At 69.3% G+C, this 26,854-nt stretch carries 15 protein-coding genes and 2 pseudogenes; 7 read left to right on the top strand and 10 right to left on the bottom strand.

All coding sequences use genetic code 11. The features are described 5' to 3' along the window. Positions 1-115 precede the first annotated feature (115 nt). Entirely contained in the window at positions 116-1,273 is a 1,158-nt protein-coding gene (locus PGN14_RS08850) for a saccharopine dehydrogenase family protein (RefSeq protein WP_335299119.1), read from the bottom strand. Positions 1,274-1,423: 150 nt separating this feature from the next. Further along, positions 1,424-3,199, bottom strand: coding sequence for an ABC transporter transmembrane domain-containing protein (locus tag PGN14_RS08845; RefSeq protein WP_335299118.1), 1,776 nt, complete (start codon positions 3,197-3,199; stop codon positions 1,424-1,426). A 274-nt stretch (positions 3,200-3,473) separates the two neighbouring features. Between PGN14_RS08845 and PGN14_RS08840 the strand changes: the two genes are divergently transcribed. Continuing rightward, positions 3,474-4,709, top strand: coding sequence for a polyhydroxyalkanoate depolymerase (locus PGN14_RS08840; RefSeq protein WP_335299117.1), 1,236 nt, complete (start codon positions 3,474-3,476; stop codon positions 4,707-4,709). A gap of 61 nt (positions 4,710-4,770) precedes the next feature. After that, on the top strand, positions 4,771-5,694 hold the full coding sequence (locus PGN14_RS08835; protein ID WP_335299116.1) for a right-handed parallel beta-helix repeat-containing protein: 924 nt from the start codon (positions 4,771-4,773) through the stop codon (positions 5,692-5,694). A gap of 98 nt (positions 5,695-5,792) precedes the next feature. Here the strand turns inward: PGN14_RS08835 and PGN14_RS08830 are convergent, their stop codons facing one another. Next, positions 5,793-7,151: a putative O-glycosylation ligase, exosortase A system-associated gene (locus tag PGN14_RS08830; protein WP_335299115.1), complete on the bottom strand. Its 1,359-nt coding sequence runs from the start codon at positions 7,149-7,151 to the stop codon at positions 5,793-5,795. Next, on the bottom strand, positions 7,144-7,284 hold the full coding sequence (locus tag PGN14_RS08825; protein WP_335299114.1) for a hypothetical protein: 141 nt from the start codon (positions 7,282-7,284) through the stop codon (positions 7,144-7,146). The genes PGN14_RS08830 and PGN14_RS08825 overlap by 8 nt, the downstream gene beginning before the upstream one ends. A gap of 83 nt (positions 7,285-7,367) precedes the next feature. Between PGN14_RS08825 and PGN14_RS08820 the strand changes: the two genes are divergently transcribed. Together PGN14_RS08820 and PGN14_RS08815 are read left to right on the top strand one after the other, a co-directional pair. Continuing rightward, positions 7,368-8,618, top strand: a complete 1,251-nt coding sequence (locus PGN14_RS08820; protein WP_335299113.1) for a TIGR04063 family PEP-CTERM/XrtA system glycosyltransferase — start codon at positions 7,368-7,370, stop codon at positions 8,616-8,618. After that, positions 8,564-9,391 (top strand): hypothetical protein, encoded by an 828-nt coding sequence (locus PGN14_RS08815; RefSeq protein ID WP_335299112.1) that lies wholly within the window; start codon positions 8,564-8,566, stop codon positions 9,389-9,391. The genes PGN14_RS08820 and PGN14_RS08815 overlap by 55 nt, the downstream gene beginning before the upstream one ends. 242 nt (positions 9,392-9,633) lie before the next feature. Here the strand turns inward: PGN14_RS08815 and PGN14_RS08810 are convergent, their stop codons facing one another. The 6 genes from PGN14_RS08810 to PGN14_RS08785 all read right to left on the bottom strand — a co-directional run bounded on the left by PGN14_RS08810 (position 9,634) and on the right by PGN14_RS08785 (position 18,358). Further along, positions 9,634-10,134: a GNAT family N-acetyltransferase gene (locus tag PGN14_RS08810; protein ID WP_335299111.1), complete on the bottom strand. Its 501-nt coding sequence runs from the start codon at positions 10,132-10,134 to the stop codon at positions 9,634-9,636. 61 nt (positions 10,135-10,195) lie between these two features. Further along, the gene (locus PGN14_RS08805; RefSeq protein ID WP_335299110.1) at positions 10,196-11,728 is read right to left on the bottom strand and encodes an efflux transporter outer membrane subunit; all 1,533 of its coding nucleotides are present in this window, start codon (positions 11,726-11,728) and stop codon (positions 10,196-10,198) included. Then, positions 11,725-15,024 carry a multidrug efflux RND transporter permease subunit gene (locus PGN14_RS08800; RefSeq protein WP_335299109.1) on the bottom strand — a complete coding sequence of 1,100 codons (3,300 nt, stop codon included), beginning with the start codon at positions 15,022-15,024 and terminating at the stop codon, positions 11,725-11,727. Before PGN14_RS08800 ends, PGN14_RS08805 begins: the two co-directional genes overlap by 4 nt. A gap of 8 nt (positions 15,025-15,032) precedes the next feature. Continuing rightward, a complete protein-coding gene (locus PGN14_RS08795) occupies positions 15,033-16,262 on the bottom strand; it encodes an efflux RND transporter periplasmic adaptor subunit (RefSeq protein ID WP_335299108.1) in 1,230 nt (409 codons plus the stop codon). A gap of 159 nt (positions 16,263-16,421) precedes the next feature. Beyond that, positions 16,422-17,195, bottom strand: a complete 774-nt coding sequence (locus PGN14_RS08790; RefSeq protein ID WP_335299107.1) for an enoyl-CoA hydratase/isomerase family protein — start codon at positions 17,193-17,195, stop codon at positions 16,422-16,424. Beyond that, positions 17,192-18,358, bottom strand: coding sequence for an acyl-CoA dehydrogenase family protein (locus PGN14_RS08785; protein WP_335299106.1), 1,167 nt, complete (start codon positions 18,356-18,358; stop codon positions 17,192-17,194). The genes PGN14_RS08790 and PGN14_RS08785 overlap by 4 nt, the downstream gene beginning before the upstream one ends. A 230-nt stretch (positions 18,359-18,588) precedes the next feature. On the opposite strand from PGN14_RS08785, the gene PGN14_RS08780 reads away from it, so the two are divergent. The 3 genes and pseudogenes from PGN14_RS08780 (at position 18,589) to PGN14_RS16865 (ending at position 26,476) form a co-directional block, all read left to right on the top strand. After that, positions 18,589-20,700, top strand: coding sequence for an autotransporter assembly complex protein TamA (locus PGN14_RS08780; RefSeq protein ID WP_335299205.1), 2,112 nt, complete (start codon positions 18,589-18,591; stop codon positions 20,698-20,700). Beyond that, a pseudogene (locus PGN14_RS08775) lies at positions 20,700-24,931 on the top strand (translocation/assembly module TamB domain-containing protein). The gene PGN14_RS08780 and the pseudogene PGN14_RS08775 overlap by 1 nt, the downstream one beginning before the upstream one ends. A 74-nt stretch (positions 24,932-25,005) precedes the next feature. Further along, positions 25,006-26,476 (top strand): annotated as a pseudogene (locus tag PGN14_RS16865) (flavin-containing monooxygenase). The last annotated feature ends 378 nt before the right edge of the window (positions 26,477-26,854 follow it).

Below are 26,854 nucleotides of genomic sequence, written 5' to 3'. Positions count from 1 at the left end.
TTTTCGCCTCGCCCTCACCCTTCCCACCCGGCTGCGCCGGGCGGACCCCTTCCCTCTCCCGGTGGGAGAGGGAGGGAGGCGCGAAGCGCCGGAAGGGTGAGGGTGACGGCGGCGTTCACCCCGCCGTGAACGTCATCCCCGCGTTCGCCACCAGCCGCTCGCGCAGCTTCGCGCCCATCAGCGCGCCCGGCGTCCATACGCCGCCCGCGCCCTCCACGTCGCGCAGCAGGCACAACGCGCTTTCCGCCAGCATCTTCGACGTGCAGCCATAGCCGGGATCCTTGTCGCCGGTGACGACCGCGTCGATCCGCGTGCCGTCGGGCATCAGCCCGGCGAACAATATGTCGAAATGCCCCGCCTCGCGCTCTTCCTTCGACGGACCTTCACCCGGCTTCGGCCCCTTGTCGCCGGCGAGCGGGTTCATCTTGGCGAGCGCCTCCGCGGCGGCCTTGCCCATGTCGCCCAGACCCGCGACGACCATCTCGTCATAGACCATGTCGCCCCATGGCTGCCCCAGCAGGAAGTTGGTGCGGTGCACGTTCTTGGTGTTGATCGGCGCCATGATGAAGGGCGCGGTCCAGGCGTTGATCGTGGGGTCGAACTCCGGCAGCAGCCCGGCCGGCTGGTGCGGCCCGGCATGGCCCGGTGCCAGCGCGAACGGATCGCTGAGCAGCATCACCAGCGACGGCTTGCGCGCGGCGGCGGCCAGCGTCGCCTTCAGGCTGGCGGCGGTGCCGCCGGAGAAGCCGCCCTTCATCTGGCGCACGCGGCATTTCACGCGCGGCGCGGGGCTGCCGAACTGCGCCTGCGCCGCTTCCTGTAGCGTCAGCACGCCGAGGTCGAATGGAATCGAATCGAACCCGCACGAGAAGACGATCCGCGCGCCGCTGCGCTGCGCCTCTTCATGGTGCCGGTCGATCATCTCGCGCATCCACGCCGGCTCGCCGCACAGGTCGACATAGGCGGTGCCGGTCGCGACGCAGGCGGCGACCAGATCGCTGCCATAGAGCTGATACGGGCCGACCGTGGTGATGACGACGGTCGCGCGCTCGCACATCGCGCGCAAGCTGGCGGGGTCGTCGGCATTGGCAGTGATCAGCGCAATGTCGCCGGGCACGCCCATCTCGCTTCGCACTTCCTGCAACTTGGTCAGCGAGCGCCCCGCCATCGCCCAGTTCAATCCCTGCGGATAGGTGAGCGCCAGATATTCGGCGACCAGTCGCCCGGTGAAGCCGGACGCGCCATAGACGATGACGTCGAACTCGCGGGACATGCTGCTCTCCTGTGATGATTTGGTCGGGGTTGTGGGGCACTGGGGGCGGTACGGCAATACACCGTCACCCCGGACCTGATCCGGGGTCCCGCTTCTTCTTCGAGCGGCGCGCACCAGCGGGACCCCGGGTCAAGCCTGGGGGTGACGGGGTCACGCGTCGTGGAACTGGAGGCTCGCGAGCCGCGCGTACAGGCCGCCGCGCGCGGTCAGGTCGGCGTGGCGCCCCTCCTCCACGACGCGCCCGGCGTCCATCACCACGATCCGGTCGGCGGCGCGCACCGTCGCCAGCCGGTGCGCGATGACGATCGTGGTACGGTCGGTCATCAGCCGGTCGAGCGCATCCTGCACCAGCCGCTCGCTCTCCGCATCCAGCGCGCTGGTGGCCTCGTCGAGCAGCAGGATCGGCGCATCGCGCAGCAGCGCACGCGCGATCGCGACGCGCTGGCGCTGTCCACCCGACAGCCGTGCGCCGCCTTCGCCCAGGAAGGTGTCGAGGCCGTCCGGCAGCGCACGCAGGAAGCTGGCTGCATTGGCCGCCTCCGCCGCCGCCCAGATCGCGGCATCGTCGGCGTCCCAGCGGCCGTAGCGCAGATTGTCGCGCGCGCTGGTGCCGAAGATCACCGTCTCCTGCGGCACCATCGCGATGCGCGCGCGCACCTCCGCCGGATCGGCATCGCGCAGGTCGACCCCGTCCACCGTCACGCGCCCGGCGGCGGGCTGGTAGAAATGCTGGAGCAGCTGGAACAGCGTCGACTTTCCCGCGCCCGACGGGCCGACCACCGCCAGCGTCTCGCCCGGCGCGACGCTCAGCGAGAAATCGTGGAGCGCCGCCATGTCGGGGCGGGTCGGATAGCGGAACTCGACCCCCTCGAACGCGACGCGCCCCTGCGGCGGCTGCGGCAGCGCGACCGGGCGCGCGGGTGCGGCGATCGTCGGGCGTTCGGCGAGCAGCTCCGACAGTCGCCCCGCGGCGCCGGCGCCGCGCAGCAGGTCGCCATAGACCTCGGTCAGCGCGCCGAACGCGCCCGCGACGATCCCGCCGGTCAGCACGAAGGCGGCGATCGCGCCGCCCGACAGCCGTCCGGCGGCGACATCGATCGCGCCCTCCCACAGCACCAGCGTGATCGCACCGAAGATCAGCCCGATGACGATCGCGGTCATCACCGCGCGCAACGCCACGCGCTTCTGCGCCGCCGCCATCGTCGCCTCAACCGCGGCGGAGAAGCGCCCGCTCTCGCGTGCCTCCTGCCCGAACGCCTGGACGATCTTCATCGCGCCCAGCGTCTCGGTCGCGATCGCGCCGATGTCGGCGATGCGGTCCTGCGAGGTGCGCGAATAGCTGCGCACGCGCCGCCCCAGCAGCGCGATCGGCGCGATGATGAGCGGGATGCCGAGCAGCAGCATCCCCGCCAGCTTGGGCGAGATGGCGAAGAGGTAGATCAGCCCGCCCACCGCGGTGAAGCTGTTGCGCAGCGCGATCGAGACGGTGGAGCCGACCACCGTCTCGATCTGCGTCGTGTCCGCGGTCAGGCGCGAGGCGATCTCCGATGGGCGGTTCTCCTCGTAGAAGCTGGGGTTCAGCGTCATCAGGTGGCGCTGCACGTTGGTGCGGATGTCGGCGACCACCCGCTCGCCCAGCCAGGATACGAAATAGAAGCGGATCGCGGTGCCGATCGCCAGCACCAGTACGATCATCAGCATATAGTGGAAGGAGGACGACACCGACGCCTCCGACCCGCCGCCGCCGGTGAAGCCGCGGTCGATCACGCGCTTGAAGCTGTACGGGATCGCGATCGTCGCCGCGGAGGTGACCGCGAGCGCGAGGCAGGCCGCGGCGATCTGCGCCGGATAGCGCCGCGCATGGTGCCATACCATCGCGAGATTGCCGATGCGGCGGGAAGGGGCGACGTCGGGAGCGCTGGCCATGCGCCGCGCCCTAGCAGGCGGTGGGCGGAGGGCTCAATGGTGACCATTGTGCTCCTGCGAACGCATGAGCCCCGGGGTTGTCAGCGCCAACCGACGTTATCCTGCTTGATCCTGGATCCTGCTTGATCCTGGGTTCCGGCGTGCGCCGGAACAGGAGAGCCGCCCTGTGGCCGATGCGCCACGTCGAGACATGTAACGTAACCTTTGCCACGATGCTGCGTTGCGGGGTAAAGGTTTTGGCTTACAACCGGTCCGTCGATCGGGAAGGATTTCGATGCTGTACGATGCCTATGAATTCCAGCGGTCGTGGCTGGCGTCTGCCAGTGCGATGGCGACCTTCGGGGCCAACTGGCTGAAGAATCCGTCCAATCCGTTCGGCTATCTGGGCGGCGGGCCGATGATGGCGTCCGCGCTGGAGGTGTTCGCGCATGCGTCCGCCTCCCGCGGGAAGCCGGCGTTCGGGCTGGACCATGTCGTGATCGACGGGCGCGAGGTCGCCGTCCATGAAGAGATCGTGGCGCAGAAGCCATTCGGCCAGCTGAAGCGCTTCGTGCGCGAGGGCGTGTCGGGCGGGCCGAAGCTGTTGATCGTGGCGCCGATGTCGGGCCATTTCGCGACGCTGCTGCGCGGTACGGTCGAGCGGATGCTGCCGGTCGCCGACGTCTATATCACCGACTGGCGCGATGCGAAGCTGGTGCCGCTGGCAGACGGGCATTTCGACCTGGAGGATTATCTCGATTACCTGATCGGCTTCCTGGAGGCGATCGGGCCGAACGAGGGGGAGGGCGGCACGCACATGCTCGCCGTCTGCCAGCCGTCGGTGCCCAGCCTCGCCGCGGTGGCGGTGATGAGCGCGGACAAGCATCCGTGCCGGCCCAGGACGCTGACCATGATGGGCGGCCCGGTCGACACGCGCGAGGCGCCGACCGCGGTCAATACGCTGGCGACCGAGCGGCCCTTCGCCTGGTTCGAGCAGAATGTGATCGCGACCGTCCCGGCGCTGTATCCGGGCGCGGGACGCAAGGTCTATCCCGGCTTCCTGCAGTTGAGCGGGTTCATGACCATGAACCTGGGCAATCACATGATGAGCCATTACGAGATGTTCAAGCATCTCGTCACGGGCGACGGCGAGAGCGCGGACGCGACCAAGAGCTTCTACGACGAATATCGCTCGGTCTGCGACATGACCGCGGAATTCTACCTTCAGACGATCGACGTGGTGTTCCAGAACCACAAGCTGCCCCGGGGCGAGATGATGCATCGCGGGCGCCGGATCGACTTGAACGCGATCACCGACGTCGGGCTGCTCGCAATCGAGGGCGAGCGCGACGATATTTCCGGACTGGGCCAGACCAAGGCGGCGCTGACGCTGTCGACCAACCTGCCCGAGGACAAGAAGCGCTATTACATGGCCGAGGGCGTCGGCCATTACGGCATTTTCAACGGTTCCAAATGGCGCACCCGCATCGCCCCGGTGGTCGAGGAATGGATGGCCGCGCACGGCGGCTGACGACCATCCTTCGGTAACCTCCGCTGTGGCACAGCGGGCGCGTCCAACGCCGGAGGTTGCCATGCGTTTCGCCGTCCTGTTGCTGACCCTCGCCGCCGGGAGCGCCGTCGCGCAGGCGCCGGGCACGCGCTTCACGATCGGCAATCAGGGGTTCGCGACGTTGCAGGATGCGGTCGCCGCGATCGGCGATGGCGAGGGGACGATCCATATCGCGCCCGGCACCTATCGCGAATGCGCGGTGCAGGATGCGGGCCGCATCGCCTATGTCGCGGATCGCCCCGGCAGCGTGATCTTCACCCGCGTGACGTGCGAGGACAAGGCGGCGCTGGTGCTGCGCGGGCGGGCGGCGCGTGTCGAGGGCATCGTGTTCCGCAACTTCGAGGTCGGCGACGGCAATGGCGCGGGCATCCGGATCGAAAAGGGCAATCTGACCGTCAGCCAGTCGATGTTCCTCGACAGCCAGTCGGGGATCCTGTCGGCGGAGGATCCCGCGAGCACGATCACGGTCGAACGCTCCACCTTCGCCGGGCTGGGCAACGATCCGACCGGGAACGGCGCGCATTCGATCTATGTCGGCAACTATGGCGCGCTGCGCGTCACCGCCTGCCGCTTCGAGCGCGGGGCGGGGGGGCATTACGTCAAGAGCCGTAGCCCCCGTATCGAGGTGACCGGCAACAGCTTCGACGACACGCGCGGTCATCTGACCAATTACATGATCGACCTGTCGAACGGCGCGCGCGGGCGGATCGCGGACAACATCTTCGTGATGGGGCGCGACAAGGACAATCACTCGGTGATGATCTCGGTCGCGCCGGAGGGGGCGAACAACGATTCGACCGGGCTGGTGGTGGAGCGCAACCGCGCCACGCTGGCACCCGGCGTGACGTGGCGACCGGTGTTCGTCGGCAATTGGTCCGGCGAGCCGCTGGCGATCCGCGATAATGCGCTGGGCGAGGGGATCACGGTGACCGCACGCAAATGGTGATCGCTCCGTCATCCCGGACTTGATCCGGGGTCCCGCTATTACGCGCGGCGAAGAAGGAAGAAGCGGGACCCCGGGTCAAGCCCGGGGTGACGAGGTGGTTACGCCAGCGCCACCGCCATCCCCCGCCGCGTCACCCGCGCCGCCGCGACGCCCTCGCGCCGCTTGCGCGTCGAATAGGTATCCACCCCGATCTGCGCGCCGATCAGCAGGTACAGGAACGACTGGAACGCGATCCCCACGAACGCGCCGCCCAGCAGATAGATCAGGTGCGCGTGCTGCAACGCGCCCGCCAGCCGCCCGGCCCATGCCAGTTCGTCGTCCTCCGCACGATGGCGGCGCCGGATCACCTCCATCCGCCACAATCCGATCGCCTGGAGCAACAGCCATAGCGCCAGCCCGACATAGCCCTGTTCGCCCAGCATCTCGAAATAGCTGCTGTGATACGCGCGGCTCTTGTCCACGGTCAGGTCGCGCTTGACCGTGGTCGAGGCGCCGGTCCCCTGTACCGACACCGTGTCGTAGCGGATGCGGTTCTGCAGATAGGCGTCGAACCCGCCGCCGAACGGATGCGTCTTCGCGTAATCCCACGTCCACTGCCACACCGCGAGCCGGGTCGAGGCGCTCTCGTCGGCCTGGTACGTCTTGATCGTCCCCATCCGCTCGCTGAACGAGGACGGCAGCATCGGCACCGCCGCCGCACCCGCCAGCGCCAGCGCGCCGATGTACAGCATCCGCCGCTTGACCGTGCGCAGCATCAGCACCGCGAGCAGCGCGATGCACAACAGCCCGGTGCGCGCCGACGTGCCGACCGGCATCAGCAGGCACGCGAAGCACAGGGCATAGCCGAACGCCTTCACCCGCCAGTCCGCCGGGAACAAGGTGCCGTCGCGCACCAGCCACAGGATGACCGGGATCAGCGCGATCGCGACGGTGGAGATGATGCTGCTTTCGTAGAGGCCGGAATTGTTGTCGACCATCAGGTTCAGCTCGCCATAGCCGCCGCCCGAGGCCAGCGTCTTGATCCCGCCGACGATGATGATCGTCGCGGCGGACAGCGTCAGGAACAGCAGCAGCGACTCGATGCGCAGGCGGGTGCGCAGCGTCAGCGGCAGGAAGGCGGCGAAGGCCAGGTTTTTCCACACCCATTGCCATTTGTCCGCCGCCTCGACCGGGAAATCGGCGGTCTGCGTCGTCGCGAAGCAATAGAGCAGCAGCAGCAGGATCAGCCCCTGGCGCGCGGTGAAACGCGAATCGCGCTTGTCGTCCGCGATCATCCACCCGCCGATCGCCAGCAGCACCGCGATCAGCGAGATCGGCACACTGTTGAGCAGGTAATAGGTCAGCCGCTGCGGCGAGACGATGTCGATATAGACATAAGAGCAGATGAACACGAACGGCCGCCGCAGGCCGAAGCCCCACAAGGCGAGCAGGAAGGCGATGAAGGCGAGATCACGCACGCGGGCGACGCCCGCGACGGGCAGGGGTGTCGTGCGGCGATGGCTCGCGATCCAGCAGCGGCGCGCGCAACAGCCGCCACGCCGCCAGCATCATCAGCGCATGGCACAGCCCCAGCGAGAAATTGTCGATCATGCCGGCCCCGTGCGTCGCGTCCTTTGCGATGTAGCTGCGCCCGGTTGACGCGGCGTTAAGCGCGCGCGGCGCATGGGGGCACGATGCGCATCCTGCACGTCCTCGATCACGGATTGCCGTTGCAGAGCGGCTATACGTTCCGCACCCGTGCGATCCTGACCGCACAGATCGCGGCGGGGCACGCGATCGCCGCGGTCACCGGGCCGCGCTACAACGCGGCCGATGCCGCGTGCGAGACGATCGACGGGATCGATTTTCATCGCACCATGCCCGCGACGCGCGGTGGCGTGGCGGCGGAGGTGGCGGCCTTCGCGCGGCGCATCGGCGCGGTGGCGGACGCGTTCCGGCCCGACGTGATCCACACGCATTCGCCCGCGCTGGACGCGGTGGCGGCATGGTGGCCGGCGCGGCGGCGCGGCGTGCCGCTGCTGTACGAGATCCGCGCCTTCTGGGAGGATGCCGCGGTCGGCAACGGCACCGCGCGCGAGGGGGCGCTGCGCTATCGCGCGACGCGCGCGCTGGAGGATGTGGCGGTGGCGCGCGCCGATGCGGTGGCGGTGATCTGTGACGGGCTGCGCACCGACCTGATCGCGCGCGGCGTGGCGACGGACAAGATCATGGTGTCGCCCAACGGCGTCGACCTGACGCTGTTCGGCGCCCCGCCGGCGCGCGATGCGGCGCTGGCCGAGGCGCTGGGGCTGGGCGACGAGGTCATCGGCTTCATCGGCAGCTTCTACGATTACGAGGGGCTGGACGACCTGATCGCGGCGATGCCCGCGCTGGTGGCGGCGCGCCCGCGCGCGCAATTGCTGCTGGTGGGTGGCGGGCCGATGGCGGACGCGCTGGCGGCACAGGCGGCGGCGTCGCCGGTGGCGTCGCGGATTTGCTTCGTCGGGCGCGTGCCGCATCGCGAGGTGGAGCGCTATTACGGCGTCGTCGACGTGCTGGCCTATCCGCGCAAGCGGATGCGGCTGACCGATCTGGTCACTCCGCTGAAGCCGCTGGAGGCGATGGCGCAGGGGCGGTTGGTCGCGGCATCCGACGTCGGCGGGCACCGCGAGCTGATCCGTGACGGCGAGACCGCGACGCTGTTCCGGGCCGACGATCCTGCGGCGCTCGCCGCGGCGCTGGCGGGGCTGCTCGCGGATCGCTCCGGATGGGACGCGCGGCGCGCGCGGGCGCGGGCGTTCGTCGCCGCGGAGCGCGACTGGGCGACCAATGTTCATCGCTACGACGCCGTTTACCAACGGCTTACGGATCGCACGTATGACCGTGCGTCATGGTTGCGACCCTTCTTCCCCGCCCGCTCCTCCGGCAGCTCGATTCGTCGCTGAGCGACTGGATGATTCCCGCCGCCGCCATGCTGGCGGGGATCGGCGTCGCCGCGGGGATCGCCACCGCGCCGTCCGAGACGCTCGACGGCGTGGTCGCGCGGCTCGATCTCGCCGCGATCCTGCCCGCCGCGGCGCCGCCGCTGGGGGCGACGGCGCGCAGTATGCTGGCGCTGGGGCTGGGGACGATCGTGGCGCTGATCGGTTGCGCCGCGCACCTGCGGCGCTGGCTGCTGCCGGCCGGAGCGTCGCTGCACCGCCTCCTGCCGGATGCGCCGGTGGTGCGCCGCGCCGACGCGCATCCCGATGCTCCGCCGCGCCGCCCGATCCGTGCCAGCGAGGATCTGGGCCAGCCGCTGCCGATCATCGCCACCAACGACGACGAATCGGGCGCCGAGGTGCCGGAGCCGCCGTTGCCATGGATGTCGCCCCCGCCGGAGCGCCGGCTGCCGCGCGATCTGGACCTGCCGATGAGCGTGTTCGATCCCGGTGCGGTGCCCGCCGCGCCGATGGAGCCGGCGCGCCCGCTGCCGTCGCTGACGGTGCCGCCGCCGCCGCCTGCACCTGCCACGCGCCCGACGCTGATCGATCCGGGCGAGCGATTCGAATCGGTCGCGCTGCCGCCGCTGCCGGGCGGGGAGGCGACGATCGCCTCGCTGCTGGAGCGGCTGGAGCGCGGCGCCGCGCGGCGTCAGGCGACCGTCGCCGCTCCCGTGCCCGCGCCGGTGAGTCTGGACGAGACGTTGCAGCGGTTGCGGCGGCTGGCGACGGGGTAAGGTCGGTCGCTATTCGTCGTATAGCCGTGCTCCTGCGCACGCAGGAGCCCAGAGCCAAGCAGAGCAACGCCTGACACGACCCGCAACCCTGGGTTCCGGCGTTCGCCGGAACACGGTGTGGACGATGCCGTCGTCCCGACAATCTCCAGGACGAGGCGATCATCCCGCTATCATCAGCCTATAGCCGTCACCCCGGCTCAAGCCCGGGGTGACGGCGGGGCGGCTTTCGGCGCCCCACTCACTCACCCGATATGATGCGCCAGCACCACCAGGTCGTGGGTCCCACCGCCGCTGTCGCGCACATGCCGCGCCAGCCGTGCCTCGGTGGCGAAGCCCAGCGTCTCGAACAGGGCGATCGCGGCGCGCTGGTCCGCGGTCATCGCCGCGGTCAGCTTCTCCACGCCCCGACCGGCGGCGACGCGCATCGTCGCCTGCAACAGGTCGCGGCCCAGTCCCGCGCCCCGGCTCTCCGCGGCGACCAGCAATCGCACCTCGCCGACATGCGCGCTCCAGCCCAGCGGATCGCGCACCAGCGCGGCGGTGCCGACCAGCGCACCGTCCTCCTCCGCGATCAGCCCGTCGATCCAGCCATCCTCGATCGCGGTCAGCCACGCCGCGATCACGCGCGGGCGGCGCAGGTCGCGCCCCAGGAACAGCAAATCGTGTTCGGGCAGCGCGGCGGCGAACGCCTGCATTGCCTGGCGATCCTCCGACCGGAAACGGCGGATCCGGTAGTCACCCATGCACCTCTCCACACCGGCCGAAAAATGCAGCGTCCGCGGTCGGCGCGCGCGCGTCAACCCGTTACCGCTGCGGCGGCACGACCGCGACCGGCGCGGGGCCGGTCGCATCCAGCAGCGAGTCGCCGCCCAATGTGCGGTACAGCGTCACCAGATTGGTCGCGCGCACCAGCTGCGTCGACACCAACGTCCGTTGCGCCGAATAGAGCTGCCGCTGCGCGTCGAGCGACGACAGGAAGGTGTCGATCCCGCCCTGATAGCGCGCATTGGTGAGGGTCAGCGTGTCGCGCGCCGCCTCGTAGAAGCGGCGGTTGGCGGCGAGCTGGTCGGTGATCGTGCTGCGCCGCGCGAGCGCGTCGGACACCTCCTGGAACGCGGTCTGGATCGTCCGCTCATAGGTGGCGAGTGCCACGTCGCGCTGCGCCACGCTGTAATCGACCCCGGCACGCCCGGCGCCCGCGCGGAAGATCGGGTAGCTGGCATTGGGCGCGACCGAATAGCTGAACGCCCCGCCCGAGAAGAGCGTGCGCAGTGCGGTGCTGGCGAAGCCGACCAGCCCGGTGAGCGAGATGCGCGGGAACAGCTCCGCGCGCGCCGCGCCGATCTCCGCATTGGTGGCGCGCAGCGTATATTCGGCCTGGACCACATCGGGGCGACGCAGCAGCACGCCCGAATCGATCCCGGCGGGCAGTTCGCCGATCTGCTGCGCGGCTTCCTCGATCCCCTTGGGCAGCAGCGCCGCATCGACCGGCGCGCCGACCAGCAGCTGGAGCGCGTTGACGTCCTGCGCCAGCGCGGTGCGCTGTTCGGCGACATCGGCCTCGGCGGTGGCCAGGATCTGCTCGGCCTGGCGCACGTCGGTGCGCGGCGAGACGCCGCCGCGGCGGCGCGCATCGGTCAGCCGCACGCTCTGCGCCGCCGCCTTGGCGGTGTCCTCCGCGACGGTCAGCAGGCTGCGGTCGGCACCATAGGTCAGCCATGCCGAGGCGACGTCGCCGACCAGCGTCAGCCGCGTGGCGCGCGCCGCCGCCTCCTGCGCGAAATAGCGCGACAGCGCGGCACCGGTCAGCGAGCGGACGCGGCCGAACAGGTCGATCTCGAACGCGGTCACGCCCAGCTGCGCCTGAAAGGTGCTGCGCGCGCCCGAGGTGGTGACGACGGTGCTGCCGGTCCCGGTGCCGCCCGTCCCGGTCCCGGTGCCTGTACCGCTGGTGCCTCCGGTGCCCGTCCCGGTGCCGGTCGCGGTGCCGGTGCCACTGCCGCCGTCGCGGAAGCTGTAGCCGGCGGTCGCGTTCAGCTGCGGGAACAGATCGGCGCGCTGGATGCGATATTGCGCGCGCGCGCTTTCGATATTGGCGACCGCGATGCGCAGGTCGCGGTTGTTGGCCAGCGCCTGGTCGATGATCGCCTGCAATCGCGGATCGCGGAAGATGTCGCGATAGGTGACCGCGGGCAGGGCCGCCTCGCTCTGGCGCAGATAGGCGTCGCCGACCGGCCACGACGACGGCACCGGCGGGGTGGGGCGGATGTAGGTGGGGGCGAGCGAACAGCCCGCGAGCGCCACCATGGCGGGAAAAGCGGCCAGCAGGCGCGTCATCGGGCAGGTTCCGGCGCAGGAAGGGCAGGGCGATCGAGCGGCGCGGGCAGTTGCGGCGGCGACCCATCGCCGCCGCCCCCGTCACTACCGCCATCATGCGGCGCGTCCGGCCCCGACGGACCGCTGCCGCCGCGCAGCCCCTTGAACCCGTCGCGGAACCCCCGGCGCACCAGCACGAAGAACAGCGGGATGTAGAAGATCGCGAGCACCGTCGCGGTCAGCATGCCGCCGATCACCGCGGTGCCGATCGCGATGCGGCTGTTCGCGCCCGCCCCGGTCGAGATGGCGAGCGGCAGTACGCCGAAGATGAAGGCGAGGCTGGTCATCAGGATTGGGCGCAGGCGGATGCGCGCCGCGGACAGCGCGGCGTCGATGACGCGCTTGCCCTTCTTCTCCTCCTGCTCCGCGAATTCGATCATCAGGATCGCGTTCTTCGCCGCCAGCCCCATGGTCGTGAGCAGCCCGATCTGGAGATAGACGTCGTTGACCAGCCCGCGCAGCGTCGTGAACAGGATCGCACCGATCAGCCCCAGCGGGATCACCAGCAGCACCGCGAGCGGGATCGACCAGCTTTCGTACAGCGCGGCGAGGCACAGGAACACGACCAGGATCGACAGGCCGTACAGCAGCGGCGCCTGACCGGCGGACAGCCGCTCCTGATAGGACAGGCCCGCCCAGCTGATGCTGGTGCCCGGGATCTGCGCCGCCAGTTCCTCGATCCGGGTCATCGCGTCGCCGGAGCTTTTGCCCGCCGCCGCCTGCCCCTGCAACTCGAACGAGGCGATGCCGTTGAACCGCGACAGCGTCACCGGCGCCTGCGTCCAGCCGATCCGCGCGAAGGCGGAGAAGGGCACCATCTGCCCGCTCGACCCGCGCACGAACCATTGGTTGAGGTCGGTCGGTTCGGAGCGATACGGCGCGTCACCCTGCACGAACACGCGCTTCACCCGCCCGCGATCGATGAAGTCGTTGACGTAGCGCCCACCCCAGGCGGTCGACAGCGTGGTGTTGACGTCCGCCTGCGTCAGCCCCAGCGCGGCGAGCTTCTGCTGGTCGATATCGATCTTCAGCGTGGCGACGTCGGGCAGCTCGGACAGGCGGACCGAGGCGAGCACCGCATCGCCCTCCGCCGCCGCGAGCAGCCGGTCCTTGGCGGCGGAAAATTCCGTATCGCTCAGCCCGCCGCTGTTCTGCAATTCCATCGTGAAGCCGTTCGACTGGCCCAGCCCGCGCACCGCGGGGGGGATCAGCGCGAAGACGCGCGCGTCGCGAAAGCCGCGGAACGCCGCCGACGCCCGCGCGACGATCGCATCGGCGGTGTTCTGTCCTCCCTTGCGCTCTGCCCAGTCGACGAAGTTCAGAAAGCCCTGACCCGTATTCTGCCCGCTGGCGCCGCCACCGCCACCGCCCGACACGGTGAAGATGGTGCGCAGGTTGTGGCTCTCGTTCTGCGCGAAATAGCTTTCGACCTGCTTCTGGATCGCATAGGTGCGCCCCTGCGTCGCGCCGGCGGGCAGCTGGAACTGGATGCTGGCGCTGCCCTGATCCTCGGTCGGCAGGAAGCCCGTCGGCATCCGCAGGAACAGCACCGCCAGCAGCGCGACCGTGCCCAGATAGACCAGCAGCCAGATCGCCTTGCGGTCGATGACGTGGCGCACGCCCGCCTCGTACCGCGCCACGCCGCGATCGAAGCGGTCGTTGAAGCCGTCGCGCGCGCGCTCCAGCACATGCTCGACGCGCGGCATCTTCCGCCCGATCCAGCCTTCCTCGATCGGGTCGCCATGCTGGTCGTGCTTCTGTTTCAGCAGCGTCGCGGTCAGCGCGGGCGACAGGATCAGCGCCACCAGCACCGACAGCACCATCGCCGACACGATCGTCAGCGAGAACTGGCGATAGATGACGCCGGTCGATCCGCCGAAGAATGCCATCGGCATGAACACCGCCGACAGCACCAGCGCGATCGCCACCAGCGCGACGGTGATCTCGTTCATCGACTCGATCGTGGCGTCGCGTGGCGACATGCCGGGATTCTCCTCCAGCAGCCGCTCGACATTCTCCACCACCACGATCGCATCGTCGACCAGCAGCCCGATCGCCAGCACCAGCCCGAACAAGGTGAGCGTGTTGATCGAGAATCCCGCGACGTAGAAGACCGCGAAGGTGCCCAGCAGCACCACCGGCACCGCGATCGCCGGCACCAATGTGGCGCGCCAGCTTTGCAGGAAGACGAACATCACGATCACCACCAGGATGATCGCCTCGATCAGCGTCTTGACCACTTCCTCGATCGACAGCTTGATGAAGTCGGTGGTGTCGTTGGCAAAGGCATAGGTGACGCCGGCAGGGAAGTTCTTCGACGCGCGCTCCACCTCCGCCTTCACCAGTTCGGCGGTCTTGAGCGCGTCGGCACCCGGCGCCAGCAGCACCGCCAGGCCGGCCCCGGGGTGGCGGTTGACGCGGCTGCGCGCGTTGTAATTCTCCGCGCCTAGCTCGATCCGCGCGACGTCGCGCAGGCGCACGGTGGCGCCGCTGTTCTGCGTCTTCAGGATGATATTGGCGAATTCGGCCGGGGTGGTCAGCCGCGACTGCGCGGTGACGATCGCGTTCAGCATCTGCGTATCGGGCGAGGGCTGGCCGCCGATCTCGCCCGCCGCGACCTCCGCATTCTGATTGGTGATCGCGGTGACGACGTCGCCGGGCATCAATTGATAGCTCGCCAGCCGGGCGGGATCGAGCCAGATGCGCATTGCATATTGCGAGCCGAAGACGTTGGTGTCGCCCACGCCGTTGATGCGGCTGAGCGGATCCTGAAGGTTCGACGTCAGATAATCGGAGACGTCGCGGTTGGTCAGCTTGTCGGTCGCGTCATAGACGCCGACGATCAGCAGGAAGTCCGGGTTGGACTTGCGCACGACCAGCCCCTGCTGCTGCACCTGCTGCGGCAGGCGCGCGACCGCCTGCTGCACCTGGTTCTGCACCTGCACCTGCGCGATGTCGGGATCGGTGCCCTTGTCGAAGGTAGCGGTGATCGTCACCGAACCGCGGCTGGATGACGAAGACTGGAAGTACAGCAGGCCATCCAGCCCGGTCAGCTGCTGCTCGATCACCTGCGTCACGCTGTTCTGCAGCGTCTGCGCATTGGCGCCGGGGAAGGTGGCGCGGATCGACACCTGCGGCGGGGCGACGTCGGGATATTGCGCGATCGGCAGCGACAGGATCGCCCCCACGCCCGCCAGCATCACGATGATGGCGAGCACCCAGGCGAAGATCGGCCGGTCGATGAAGATGCGCGACATGGCTTAGCTCAACCGCCCTTGCCCGCGCCGCCTGCGCCGCCCTTTTCCTGCTCCATCTTCTTCAACTGCTCGGGCGAGGGGGGGACGATCTTCTGCGGCGCGTTGGCGGGAACGGGGTTGATCGGCGCATCGGCCTTCAGGTCGCGCAGCCCCTGCGTGATGATACGGTCGCCGGCATTCAACCCCTTGGTCACCACCCAGAAGGCGCCCTGCGCGCGGTCGGCGGTGACGGTGCGCTGCACCGCCTTGTTGCCCGGGCCGACCAGGAAGAGCGTCGCATTGCCCTGTGGATCGCGAGTGATCGCCTGTTGCGGCACCAGGAACGCGTTCTGCTGGATCGACTGGGTGAAGATCGCGCGCACGAACATGCCGGGCAGCAGCAGCCCCTGCGCGTTGGGGAAGCGCGCGCGCAGTGTCACCGCCCCGGTCGACGGATCGACGACCACCTCGGCGAATTCGACCGTGCCGGTCTGGCCGTAATCGCTGCCGTCCTCCAGCTTCAGCCGGACCTGCGCGCGCGCGGGCACCGCGCCGCCGCTGGCGAGCGCGCGGCGCAGGGTCAGCAGATCGGCGGCGGATTGCTGGATGTCGACGAACATCGGGTCGAGCTGCTGGATCGTCGCCAGCGGATCGGCCTGCGTCGAGGTGACGAGCGCACCGACCGTGAACAGCGACCGTCCGATCCGCCCGGTGATCGGCGCGGGTACCGTGGTGAAGCGCAGGTTGACGCGTGCGGTGTCGAGCTGCGCCCGATTGACGCCGATGCTGGCCGCGGCCTGCTTCTGCGTCGCGACCGCGTCGGTATAATCCTGCTTGCTGATCGCCTCGATCTCGGCGAGCGGGCGATAGCGGTCGGCGCGGACCTTGGCCGCTTCATAGGTCGCCTGCGCATTGGCGACGCCCGCGCTCGCCTGGTTGGCGGCGGCGCGGTAGAGCGAGGGATCGATCTGGTACAGCGGCTGGCCCTGCTTCACGATCGAGCCTTCGGTGAAGAAGCGGCGCTGGATCACGCCCGACACCTGCGGGCGCACCTCGGAGCTCTGGAAGGCGACGGTGCGGCCCGGCAGTTCGCTGACCTGCGGCACCGCCGTGGGCTGGACGATCACGAAGCCGACGTTGGTCGGGCGATGCTGTGCCCCGCCGCGCGCGTCCTTCTGCGCGCCGCCGCCACCACAGGCGGCGAGGAGGAAGAGTCCCGAAGCGGCCGTGACGTGCCACGACGTCCGGCCCGGCAGCATAGGCATCCGCTTCGTCACCCTTGTCCTCGATCGATGCACGCCCCCCGCGGCTGCGGAGGCCTAACGGCTATTTGTCGCAAATGTGTCGCAAGGGGGAAGAAAAATTGCTGGCGTTCGTCACGTCACCCCGGGCTGACCCGGGGTGACGAGGTTCGCGCATCACCCCCGCACGAACTGCCCCGCGCGGCGTTCGCCGACCGCCTTGATCCCCTCGCGGAAATCGGCCGTCTGCATCAGCCGGTCCTGTTCGGCGCGCTCATGCTCGGTGCGGGCGCGGATCGCCTCGGCCAGATCGCCGCGCAGCGTGGCGCGGGTCGCCTCCACCGCCAGCGGCGCATTGGCCGCGATCTCGGCCGCCAGCCGCTGCGCCGCGGCACGCAGCTCGCCCAGCGGCGCGATCTCGTCGACCAGCCCGTAGCGCAGCGCATCCTCCGCCTTCACGCGCCGTCCCGTCAGCAGCATCAGCGCGGCATGCTGCTCGCCCACCACGCGCGGCAGCGTGTGGGTGATGCCGAACCCGGCATGGAACCCCAGGGTCACGAAATTGGCCGAGAAGCGCGCCTCGGGTGCAGCAACGCGGAAGTCGCCGACCAGCGCCAGCCCCAGTCCCGCACCGACCGCAGCGCCCTGAACGGCGGCGACCACCGGCTTCGTCGCCGCGAACAGGCGCACCGCATTGCGGTACAGCGCCGGCGTCTCGCTCTCGCCGCTCTCGTCCGCCAGCGGCTTGTCCCCGGTCAGGTCGGCGCCGCCGCAGAACACCTTGCCCTCGGTCGCGAGCACGATCGCGCGCACCGCATCGTCGCGTCCGAGTTCCTCGAACACGTCGGCCAGCGCGCCGATCAGCGCGGCATTGACGTGATTGTGCGGCGCGCGGTCGATGACGACGGTGGCGACATGGCCCTCGATCGTGACGGTGATATGCTCTCTCATGCACGGGTCCCCAGCAGGTTGCGGGCCACGACCCAATTGTGGATCTCGGTCGGGCCGTCGTAGATTCGCATCAGGCGGATGCGCGCCGCCATCTGCTGCAACGGCATCTCGCGCGTCATCCCCATCGCGCCGAAACATTGCATGGCATGGTCCAGCACCTTCCACGCCATTTCCAGCGCATAGCTCTTAATCATCGACACCTCGTTGCGCACGTCGCGCCCCTGATCGAGCTTCCACGCGCAATCATAGGTCATCAGGCGCGCGGCATGGATGCCGATCGCGGCCTCCGCGATCCAGTTCTGGATCGTCTGCCGCTCGGACAGCGGCTTGCCGAAGGTGGTGCGCTGCGGCGCATAGTCGATCATCATCTCCATCGCGCGCTGCGCCATGCCGATCGCGTTCGCCGCCATCTCGGAGCGCCGGGTGGAGAGGCGCAACTGCATCGGCGCGAAGCCCTGCCCCTCCGTCCCCAGCAGCTTCCACCCCGGCACGCGGCAATCGTCCAGCGCGACTTCATAGGTCGTCTCGCCGCCGATCATCGGGATCGGGCGCACCACGTTGAAGCCGGGCGCGTCGCGATCGACCAGAAAGGCGGTCATGCCGCCGCGCGCGCCCTTCTCCTTGTCGGTCACCGCCATCACGATCGTGAAGTCGGCACGCGCCGCCTTGGTGATCCAGATCTTGCGCCCGTTGAGGATCCAGTCGTCGCCATCCCTGACCGCGCTCGTCTTCATCCCCGCCGGGTCCGCGCCGGCGCCCGGTTCGGAGATGCCGATGGCGCTGATCGTCTCGCCGCGCACATAGGGCGCCAGATACGCCTCGCGCTGGCGGTCGTCGACGGTCGCGGCCAGCATCCGCAAATTGGGGGAGTCGGGCGGCAGCGTGAAGGGGACGATCGTCCGCCCCAGCGCCTCGTTCACCGCGACCATCGCCACCGCGGGCAGATCGTGCCCGCCGACATTCTCCGGCGCGTCGAGCCCCCACAGCCCCAGCTCGCGCGAGATGCGCTCGATCCGCTCGCGCTCCTCGCGGGCGAGTTCCAGCCCCTGGCCGGCGATATCGCGCGCCAGCACGGCGCCTTCCAGCGGCACCAGCTCGTCGTCCACGAAGCGGCGGACCAGGTCCGCGACCATGCGATGATCGTCGTCCAGATCGAAGTTCATGATCTCTCCCAATCTTTGCCTTCCTCGTTTCCTAGGCGCGCGATCCGCGATGCGCCACCCATGGTGGCAACCGAATGCGGATTGGGACGTTGGCGGGATACGGGGGTGTAACGGAACGCCGGCGCCTCCCCGTTAAAGGGGCGTGATTCTTGGCTTTTCCTGACCGTCGTTCGTATCTCCTGCTCGCCGCCTCCGCGCTGGCGCTGTCGGGCGCCCCGGTGCTGGCGCAGATGCAGAAGCCGGGCACCGCCCCCGCACGCGGGCCGGATGCGCCCAGCGCAGCCGATGCGCCGGCGCAGGTGGCACCCGAGGCGCCGATCGTGCCCGATGCGGAGTTCGACGCGGCGCTCCCCGCCATCTCCAACGACATCAACGCGCCGCTGGAGCCGATGCCGGCCGCGAGCCAGCCGACCGCGGGACAGCCGGCGACCGCGACCCAGCCCCCGATCGTCCCCGGCCAGCTGCCCGCCGTCGCCCCGGTCGATCCCGTGCTGGCGCAGCCGCTGGAGCCGCTCGGCAGCTTCGACACCGTCCCGCTCCAGACCGTCGCCGACGTCAAGGACGCGAACGCGCCCGAGATCGCCTATGCCACCGAGGTACGCGGGCTCGATCCGCTGGGGCTGACCGACGAATTCAATTCGCTGTCCGCGCTGCGCGAGGGCAAGGGGAAGGCGGCGAACGCGACCCAGGTTTCCGCCCGCGCCCGCGAGGACGAGGCGCTGGCGGTACGGCTGATGAAGTCGCTCGGCTATTACGACGGCACCGCCATCTCCACGATCGAGAACACGCCCGACACGAAGCTGCGCGCGATCGTCAGCGCGACGCCGGGCACCATCTACCGCCTGGGCACGATCACCGTGAACGCGCAGCCGACCGTTCCGACCGATCTGGTCCGTCGCGAGCTGCCGCTGCGCGAGGGCGATGCGATCGAGGCGGCGCGGATCCAGGGCGCGGAGGCGAACGTCAGCCTGAAGCTGCCGCAGCAGGGCTATCCCTTCGTCAACGTGGGCGAGCGCGACGTCCTGCTCGACGATGCCACGCACAAGGGCGACTATACGCTGCCGGTCGATACCGGCCCGCGCTCCTCGTTCGGGGTGCTGCGGACCGAGGGCGATGCGGTGTTCGACCTGAAGCACCTCAACGTCTTCCCGCGGTTCGACCGCGGGCAATTGTACGATGCGCGGATGACCGACGACCTGCGCGAGGCGCTGGTCGCGACCGGGCTGTTCAACGGCGTCGGCGTCCAGCCGGTGCGCACCGGCGTGCCCGGGCCGGACGGCACCGAGCAGGTCGACCTGATGGTGCGCCAGACCCGGGGGCCGGCCAGGAGCCTGGCGGGCAGCGTCGGCTTCCAGACCGGGCAGGGGGTGACCGCGGAGGGCACCTTCACCAACCGCAACCGCTTCCCGCCCGAAGGTGCGCTGATCCTGGGCGCGATCGCTGGCACGCAGCAGCAGGGGCTGTCGGCGACGTTCCGGCGGCAGAATGCGGGCAAGCGCGACCGCACCGTGACGCTGATCGCGAGCGCGCTGCGCGCCAATTACGACGCGTTCGAGGCGTTCACGGGGACGCTGTCCGGCCGGATCAGCTACGATTCGACCCCGATCTGGCAGAAGAAGTTCACCTATGCCTTCGGGTTCGAGCTGGTCGGCACCAACGAGAGCGTGTTCGATTTCGACCTCAACGGGCGGACGCGGCGCACCTATGGCGTGCTGGCGCTGCCCGGGCAGGTGCTGTTCGACCAGTCGAACGACCTGCTCAACCCCACCAAGGGCTATCGCCTGAAGCTGAACCTCAGCCCGGAGACGTCGGTGCAGGGCGCGGTGCGACCCTATGGCCGCGCGCTGGTGGAGGCGACGGGCTATTACCCCGTCTCGGACTCGCTGGTGATCGCGGGGCGCGCGCGCGCCGGCAGCATCTTCGGCATCGCGCGCGACGATATCGCGCCGTCGCGGCGCTATTACGGCGGCGGTGGCGGATCGGTGCGCGGCTATGGCTTCCAGCGGCTCGGGCCGATGGAGCCGTTGAGTTCGCTGACGCCGGACGAGGACGGCAACGTCAATTTGTCCGATCTGCGGCCGGTCGGCGGGCGCAGCATCAATGAGTTCTCGCTGGAGGCGCGCTACCGCTTCGGCGACTTCGGCATCGTGCCGTTCATCGATGCGGGCAACGCCTATGAAAGCGTGATGCCGACCGGAAAGGACCTGCGCTTCGGCGCGGGCATCGGTGGGCGTTTCTACACCAACTTCGGCCCGATGCGCGTCGATGTCGCCACGCCGCTCAATCGGCGCGCGGGCGATCCGCGCGTCGCGCTCTACCTCTCGATCGGGCAGGCATTCTGATGGTCGAGGATACGTCCGGGCAGGTTTCCGAGCAGGTCGTCGTCGTGAAGCGTCCGCTGTGGCAGCGCGTGCTGACGTGGATCGGCATCGCGATCGGCGCGCTGGCGCTGCTGCTGGTCCTGATCGTGGTGGGGATCAACACCGATCCCGGGCGACGCTTCGTCGCCGATCAGATCGGCGGCTACACCACCGCCTCCGGGCTGAACATCAAGGTCGGGCGGATCGACGGGTCGCTCTACGGCAAGATGCGGCTGTCGGACGTGCGGGTCAGCGATCCCAAGGGCGTCTTCCTCACCTCGCCGCGGCTCGATGTCGACTGGCGGCCGTTCGCCTTCGCGCGCAACCATGTCGACGTGCGCAGCGCCGCCGCGGACCTCATCACGCTGCGTCGCAATCCCGAGCTGAAGCCGTCGACCGAGCCGACCGATCCCAACGCGCCGATCCTGCCCGACCTCGACATCGATATCGGGCGGCTGACCGTCTCGCGCTTCGTCATGGAGCCGCCGGTCGCGGGCGCGCGCTATATCGCGCGGCTGAACGGCGCGGCGCATATCGCGGATCGCCGCGCGCAGCTGACCGTCGATGCCGCGACCCTGCGCGGGCAGGGGGCTGCGGGTGGCGGCGACGTGGCGCGCGTGCGGCTCGACGCGGTGCCCGACGACGACAAGCTGGACGTCGACGTGCGGCTCAGCGCGCCGACGGGCGGCGTCGTGGCGCGGCTCGCCGGGCTGAAGGCGCCGCTGATCGCGACGCTGGGCGGACGCGGCAGCTGGAGCGCGTGGCAGGGCCGCGCGGTGGCGACGCTGGGCGGCGGTCGGCTCGCCGACCTCGCGCTCACCGCGCGCAACGGCCATTTCGAGGTGCGCGGGCCGACGCGCCCGGGCCTGTATCTGGAGGGGCCGGTCGAGCGGCTGACCGCGCCGCAGCTCGACGTCGCGCTCGACGCGACGCTGGCGGAGCGGCGCGCCGATACGCGGATCAAGCTGACCTCCGCCGCGCTGGCGGTGGACGCGGGCGGCATCATCGACCTCGCCAACAGCCGCTTCGGCAATTTCGCGGTCGATGCGATGCTGAAGACGCCGGGCGCGATCGCCCCCAATCTGCGCGGGCGCGATGTGCTGGCGCGCGTGGTGCTGAACGGCGCGATCGCGACGCCGACGGTCGACTATAAGGTGCGCGCCGCGTCGCTGGGCTTTGCCGAGACGAACGTCGAAAACGTCTATGCCGAGGGGCTGGCGCGCGTGAACGCTGACCGCATCCTGGTGCCGGTCCATGCGCGCGCTCGGCGGATCACCGGACTGAACCCGGCGCTGGGCGGCTTGACGACCAACGCGCGGATCGACGGCGACATTGCGGTGCAAATGCCCAACATCCTGTCGGACAACCTCCGCATCCGCTCCGACACGATCGACGCCACCGCGATCATCGCCGCCAACATGCAGACGGGTCGCTACACCGGTGCGCTACAGGGGCGTGTCAACAACTTCCGGGTCGACAGTGTCGGTATCGTCAACATCCAGACCCAGGCCGATCTGGTCACGGCCGCCAACGGCGGCTTCGGGATCACCGGCCGCGTCGCGGTGCAGACGAAGCAGCTGTTCAACGAAGGCGTGCGCAACTTGCTGGGCGGCAATGCGGTGCTCAGCACGCGCTTCGGCTATTCGCCGCAGGGGGTGGTGACGTTCCAGAGCCTGAAGCTCAACGCGCCGCAATTCCGCATCACGCGCGGGCAGGGGCGCTACGATGTCGCTAGCGGCGCGCTGCTGGTCGATGCCGACGCTTATTCAACCCAATACGGCCCGTTGGTCGCACGCATTGCGGGCAGTGCGGCGGCACCCGTCGTGCGATTGCGCGCGCCGCGGCCGGGCGTCGGGATCGGCCTCGCCAATCTCGACGCGCGCGTCGTCGGGCGTGGTGGCGCGTATCAGGTCAATGCGACCGGCGGCACCAACTACGGCCCGTTCACCGCCGACGTGCTGGTCACGCCGGGGCGGCAGCTGGCGGTGGATATCCGCCGCGTGCTGTTCGCGGGCATCCAGTTCGCGGGCCGCGTGGTACAGACCACGGCGGGGCCGTTCGCGGGGCAGGTGCGCTTCGCCGGCTCCGGGCTGAACGGCCATGTTGCGCTGAGCGCGCAGGGCAAATATCAGCACGCCAGCATCGATGCGCGCGCCAATGCGGCGACCATCCCCGGCATGGTCGATTTCACGATCGGCCGCGCGCTGATCGCCGCCGACGTCGTCCTCTACGACAAGCCGCAGATTCGCGCCGACGCGCAGATCGCGGACCTGCGCTATGGCGCCACGGTGCTCCAGTCGGGGCGCGTGAAGGTCAATTATGCCGCGGGTTCGGGCACCGCGCAGGGGCTGTTCACCGGCTCCAACGGCGTGCCCTTCCGCCTTGCGCTCAACTCGCGGCTGTCGCCGAACCTGTATCTGGTGGCGTTGCAGGGGCAGGCGAACGGCGTCTCCTTCCGCACCCCCAATGCCGCGCGCATCGTGCCCGCCACCGGCGGCGGCTACCGGCTGGAGCCGGCGCGGCTCGACTTCGACAAGGGTACGATGCGGCTGGCAGGTCGTTTCGGTGGCGCAACGACCGAGGCGCAGATGCGGCTCGACCGCATGGACCTGTCGCTGGTCAGCGCGCTGGTGCCCAACCTGGGCGTCGGCGGGCAGGCGACCGGCAGCGTCGATTACGTCCAGCGCCGCGGCGACGCCGTGCCGCAGGCCGATGTGCGCCTCAACATCGCCAACTTCACCCGTTCCAGCCTCGCCGCGGTATCGGAGCCGGTCGACATCGCCTTCCAGGGTCGGCTGACCGCGGCAGCGGGCGAGGCGCGTGCGCTGGTGCGGCGCGGCGGCACCCCGGTCGGGCGGATGGTGGCGACGCTGACGCCGGCGGGCAGCGGCAGCTGGACGACGCGGCTGATGCAGGGGCCGCTGTCGGGCGGCATCCGCTACAACGGTCCTTCCGGCGTGCTGTTCAGCTTCGCCGGACTGGCGGAGCAGCAGCTGTCCGGCCCGATCGCGGTCGCCGCCGACTTCGGCGGGACGGTGTCCGCGCCGCGCATCAACGGCCTGATCCGTGCCGACAATCTGACCTACGACAACGAAACCTATGGTACGCGGCTGTCGCAGATGCGGATCGCGGCGCGGTTCAACAACGACCGGCTGGAACTGACCCAGATGCAGGCGCGCGCCGGGCAGGGGACGGTGCAGGCGCAGGGCAATGTCAGCCTCGCCGCGGCGCAGGGCTTCCCGATGGATATCCGCGTGTCGATGCGCAACGCGCAGCTCGCGCGCTCCGACGCGCTCGGCGCGACCGCCAACGGCGACGTGCGTATCCAGAAGAATGCGCAGGGCGGCGTCATCAGCGGCGACATCCTGATCCCCAACGCGCGCTACCAGATCATCCGCCAGGGCTCGGCCGAGGTGCCGGAACTGACCGGCGTCCGGCGCAAGAGCGACATCCGCACCCCGCGGCCGACCGATCGCCCCGCGCCGGAGCCGGTCGGGCTGTTCCGCCTCGACCTGCGCGTCCATGCCGACAACCAGCTGTTCGTGTCGGGCATGGGGCTGGAGAGTGAATGGGAGATGGACCTGCGCGTCGGCGGCACCTCCGCCGCGCCGACGATCAACGGCGGGCTCGATCTGGTGCGCGGCACCTATTCCTTCGCGGGCAAGCGGTTCGAGGTGTCGCGCGGGCAGGTGCGTTTCCGCGGCGGCGCGCTGACCGATCCCGACATCAACATCCTGGCGACCACGACCAACGACGGCGTGACCTTCAACATCGCGATCACCGGCACTGGGCAGCGTCCGCAGATCGCCTTCACCTCGACGCCCTCGCTGCCGCAGGACGAGGTGGTCAGCCGGCTGCTGTTCGGGACCAACCCCGAAAATCTGTCGGCGACCGAGGCGATCCAGCTAGCCGCCGCGCTCAACTCGCTGCGCGGGTCGGGCGGGGGCGGGCTCAATCCGCTCGGCAAGCTGCGCTCGGCGACCGGGTTCGACCGGTTGCGCGTGCTCGGCGCCGACGACGCGACCGGGCGCGGGACCGCGCTGGCGGCGGGCAAGTACCTGACCAACGACGTTTATATCGAGATCGTCACCGACGCCCGAGGCTTCACCGCGACCCAGCTGACGATCGCGCTGACGAAGGCGATCAGCCTGTTGTCGCAGGCCGGATCGTTCGGCGGTCGAACGTGCAATTGCGGTATTCGAAGGATTTCTGATCGGTCGGCCGCGAAATCCGTTCTTTTCCGCTACTGACATCTGCGTTAGCATGGCGGCAGGAAGAGGAGATCGCATGACCGATCACGTCGATGTCGTCATCGTGGGCGCCGGGCTGTCCGGCATCGGCGCGGCGTGGCATTTGCAGCAGCGCTGCCCCGATCGCCGCTACGTGATCCTGGAGGCGCGCCAGGCGATGGGCGGGACGTGGGACCCTGTTCCGCTATCCCGGCATCCGCTCCGATTCCGACATGCACACGCTGGGCTACAGCTTCCGCCCGTGGACGGCGGCGAAGTCGATCGCCGACGGCCCGTCGATCCGCAGCTATATCGAGGATACCGCGCGCGACGGCGGGATCGATCGCCACATCCGCTACGGCACAAGGTGGTGGCGGCGGACTGGTCGACCGCGGACGCCTGCTGGCGGGTCGAGGTGCAGCGCGATAACGGGTCGCGCGCGACGATGACCTGCACCTGGCTGCACATGTGCTCGGGCTATTACGATTATGATCAGGGCCATGCGCCCGAATTCGCGGGCAGGAGACGTTCGAAGGGCGCATCGTCCACCCGCAATTCTGGCCCGAGGACCTCGATTACGCGGGCAAGAAGGTGGTGGTGATCGGCAGCGGCGCGACCGCGGTGACGCTGGTGCCGTCGATGGCCAAGCAGGCGGGGCATGTCACGATGCTTCAGCGCTCGCCACCTATGTCGTGTCGCGCCCGGCGCAGGATCGCCTCGCCAACTGGCTGCGCAGCAAGCTGCCGGCGAAGACCGCTTACGGCCTGACGCGGTGGAAGAACGTGACGATGGGCATGGTCTTCTACCGCATGACGCGCAAGAAGCCGCAGCAGACCAAGGAACGGCTGATCGGGATGGTGCGCGAGCACCTCGGCCCCGACTACGACGTCGCGACGCATTTCACCCCGCGCTACAATCCGTGGGACCAGCGGCTGTGCCTGGTGCCCGACGCCGACCTGTTCGACACGATCAAGGCGGGCAAGGCGGACGTCGCGACCGACACGATCGAGCGGTTCACGCCGCGCGGTATCCTGCTGACCTCAGGACGGGAGCTGGAGGCCGACGTCATCGTCACCGCGACGGGGCTGAAGATGTCGCTGTTCGACCGCGTCCGCTTCACCCGCGACGGCGCGGCGGTGCGGCTGGCCGATTCGTTGCAGTACAAGGGGATGATGTTCTCCGAGGTGCCCAACCTCAGCTTCACCTTCGGCTATACCAATGCGTCCTGGACGCTGAAGGCCGATCTGGTGGCGATGTATCTGTGTCGTCTGCTCAACACGATGGCGAAGCGGGGCCTGCGCCAGGCGACGCCGCGGATCGGCAACGACGGCGTCGCCGCGGAGCCGTTCGTCGACTTCACCTCCGGCTATATCCAGCGCGCGATCGACCAGCTGCCCAAGCAGGGGGATCGCAAGCCGTGGCGGCTGAACCAGAATTACGCGCTGGACGTGATGGCGCTGCGGTTCGGATCGGTCGACGACAGCATGGAATTTTCCAACCCCGCCGGGGCCAGCCGCCGCGCGGCGTGACCGCGCTGAATAGACGGCGATCGTAACGGGTTGGCTGCCGACCGCGTGGGGACGCGGCAGGGGCGGTGCGGCCGGTGTGGCGGCGCGCCGCAATCATCGAAGAGAGGGAGCGAAGCCGGCCGGTCGGGGTGCGGGCGGCGGTGGCCGCGCGCGTCCCCGGCCGGACCGACGACGTCAACCCATCACCAGGGCTTGATGTTCACGCCGGTGACGAGCGCGATGATGAACGCGAGCATGGGCTTTCTCCCTGTTTTTTAGCCCCGATCGGGGCGTCACAGGGTTAACCCGGCATCCACCACGCCTCAACTTCGTTAACCATCTATTAACCGTGAACCGTGTCGGATTTAAGCCAATCTTCAAGAATTCGACCTAACGCCG

Source organism: Sphingomonas adhaesiva (assembly GCF_036946305.1).
In the GTDB taxonomy this organism is placed as follows: domain Bacteria; phylum Pseudomonadota; class Alphaproteobacteria; order Sphingomonadales; family Sphingomonadaceae; genus Sphingomonas; species Sphingomonas adhaesiva_B.
Note: the sequence above shows the minus strand (reverse complement) of the source record. Positions and strands in the feature narration are given on the sequence as shown.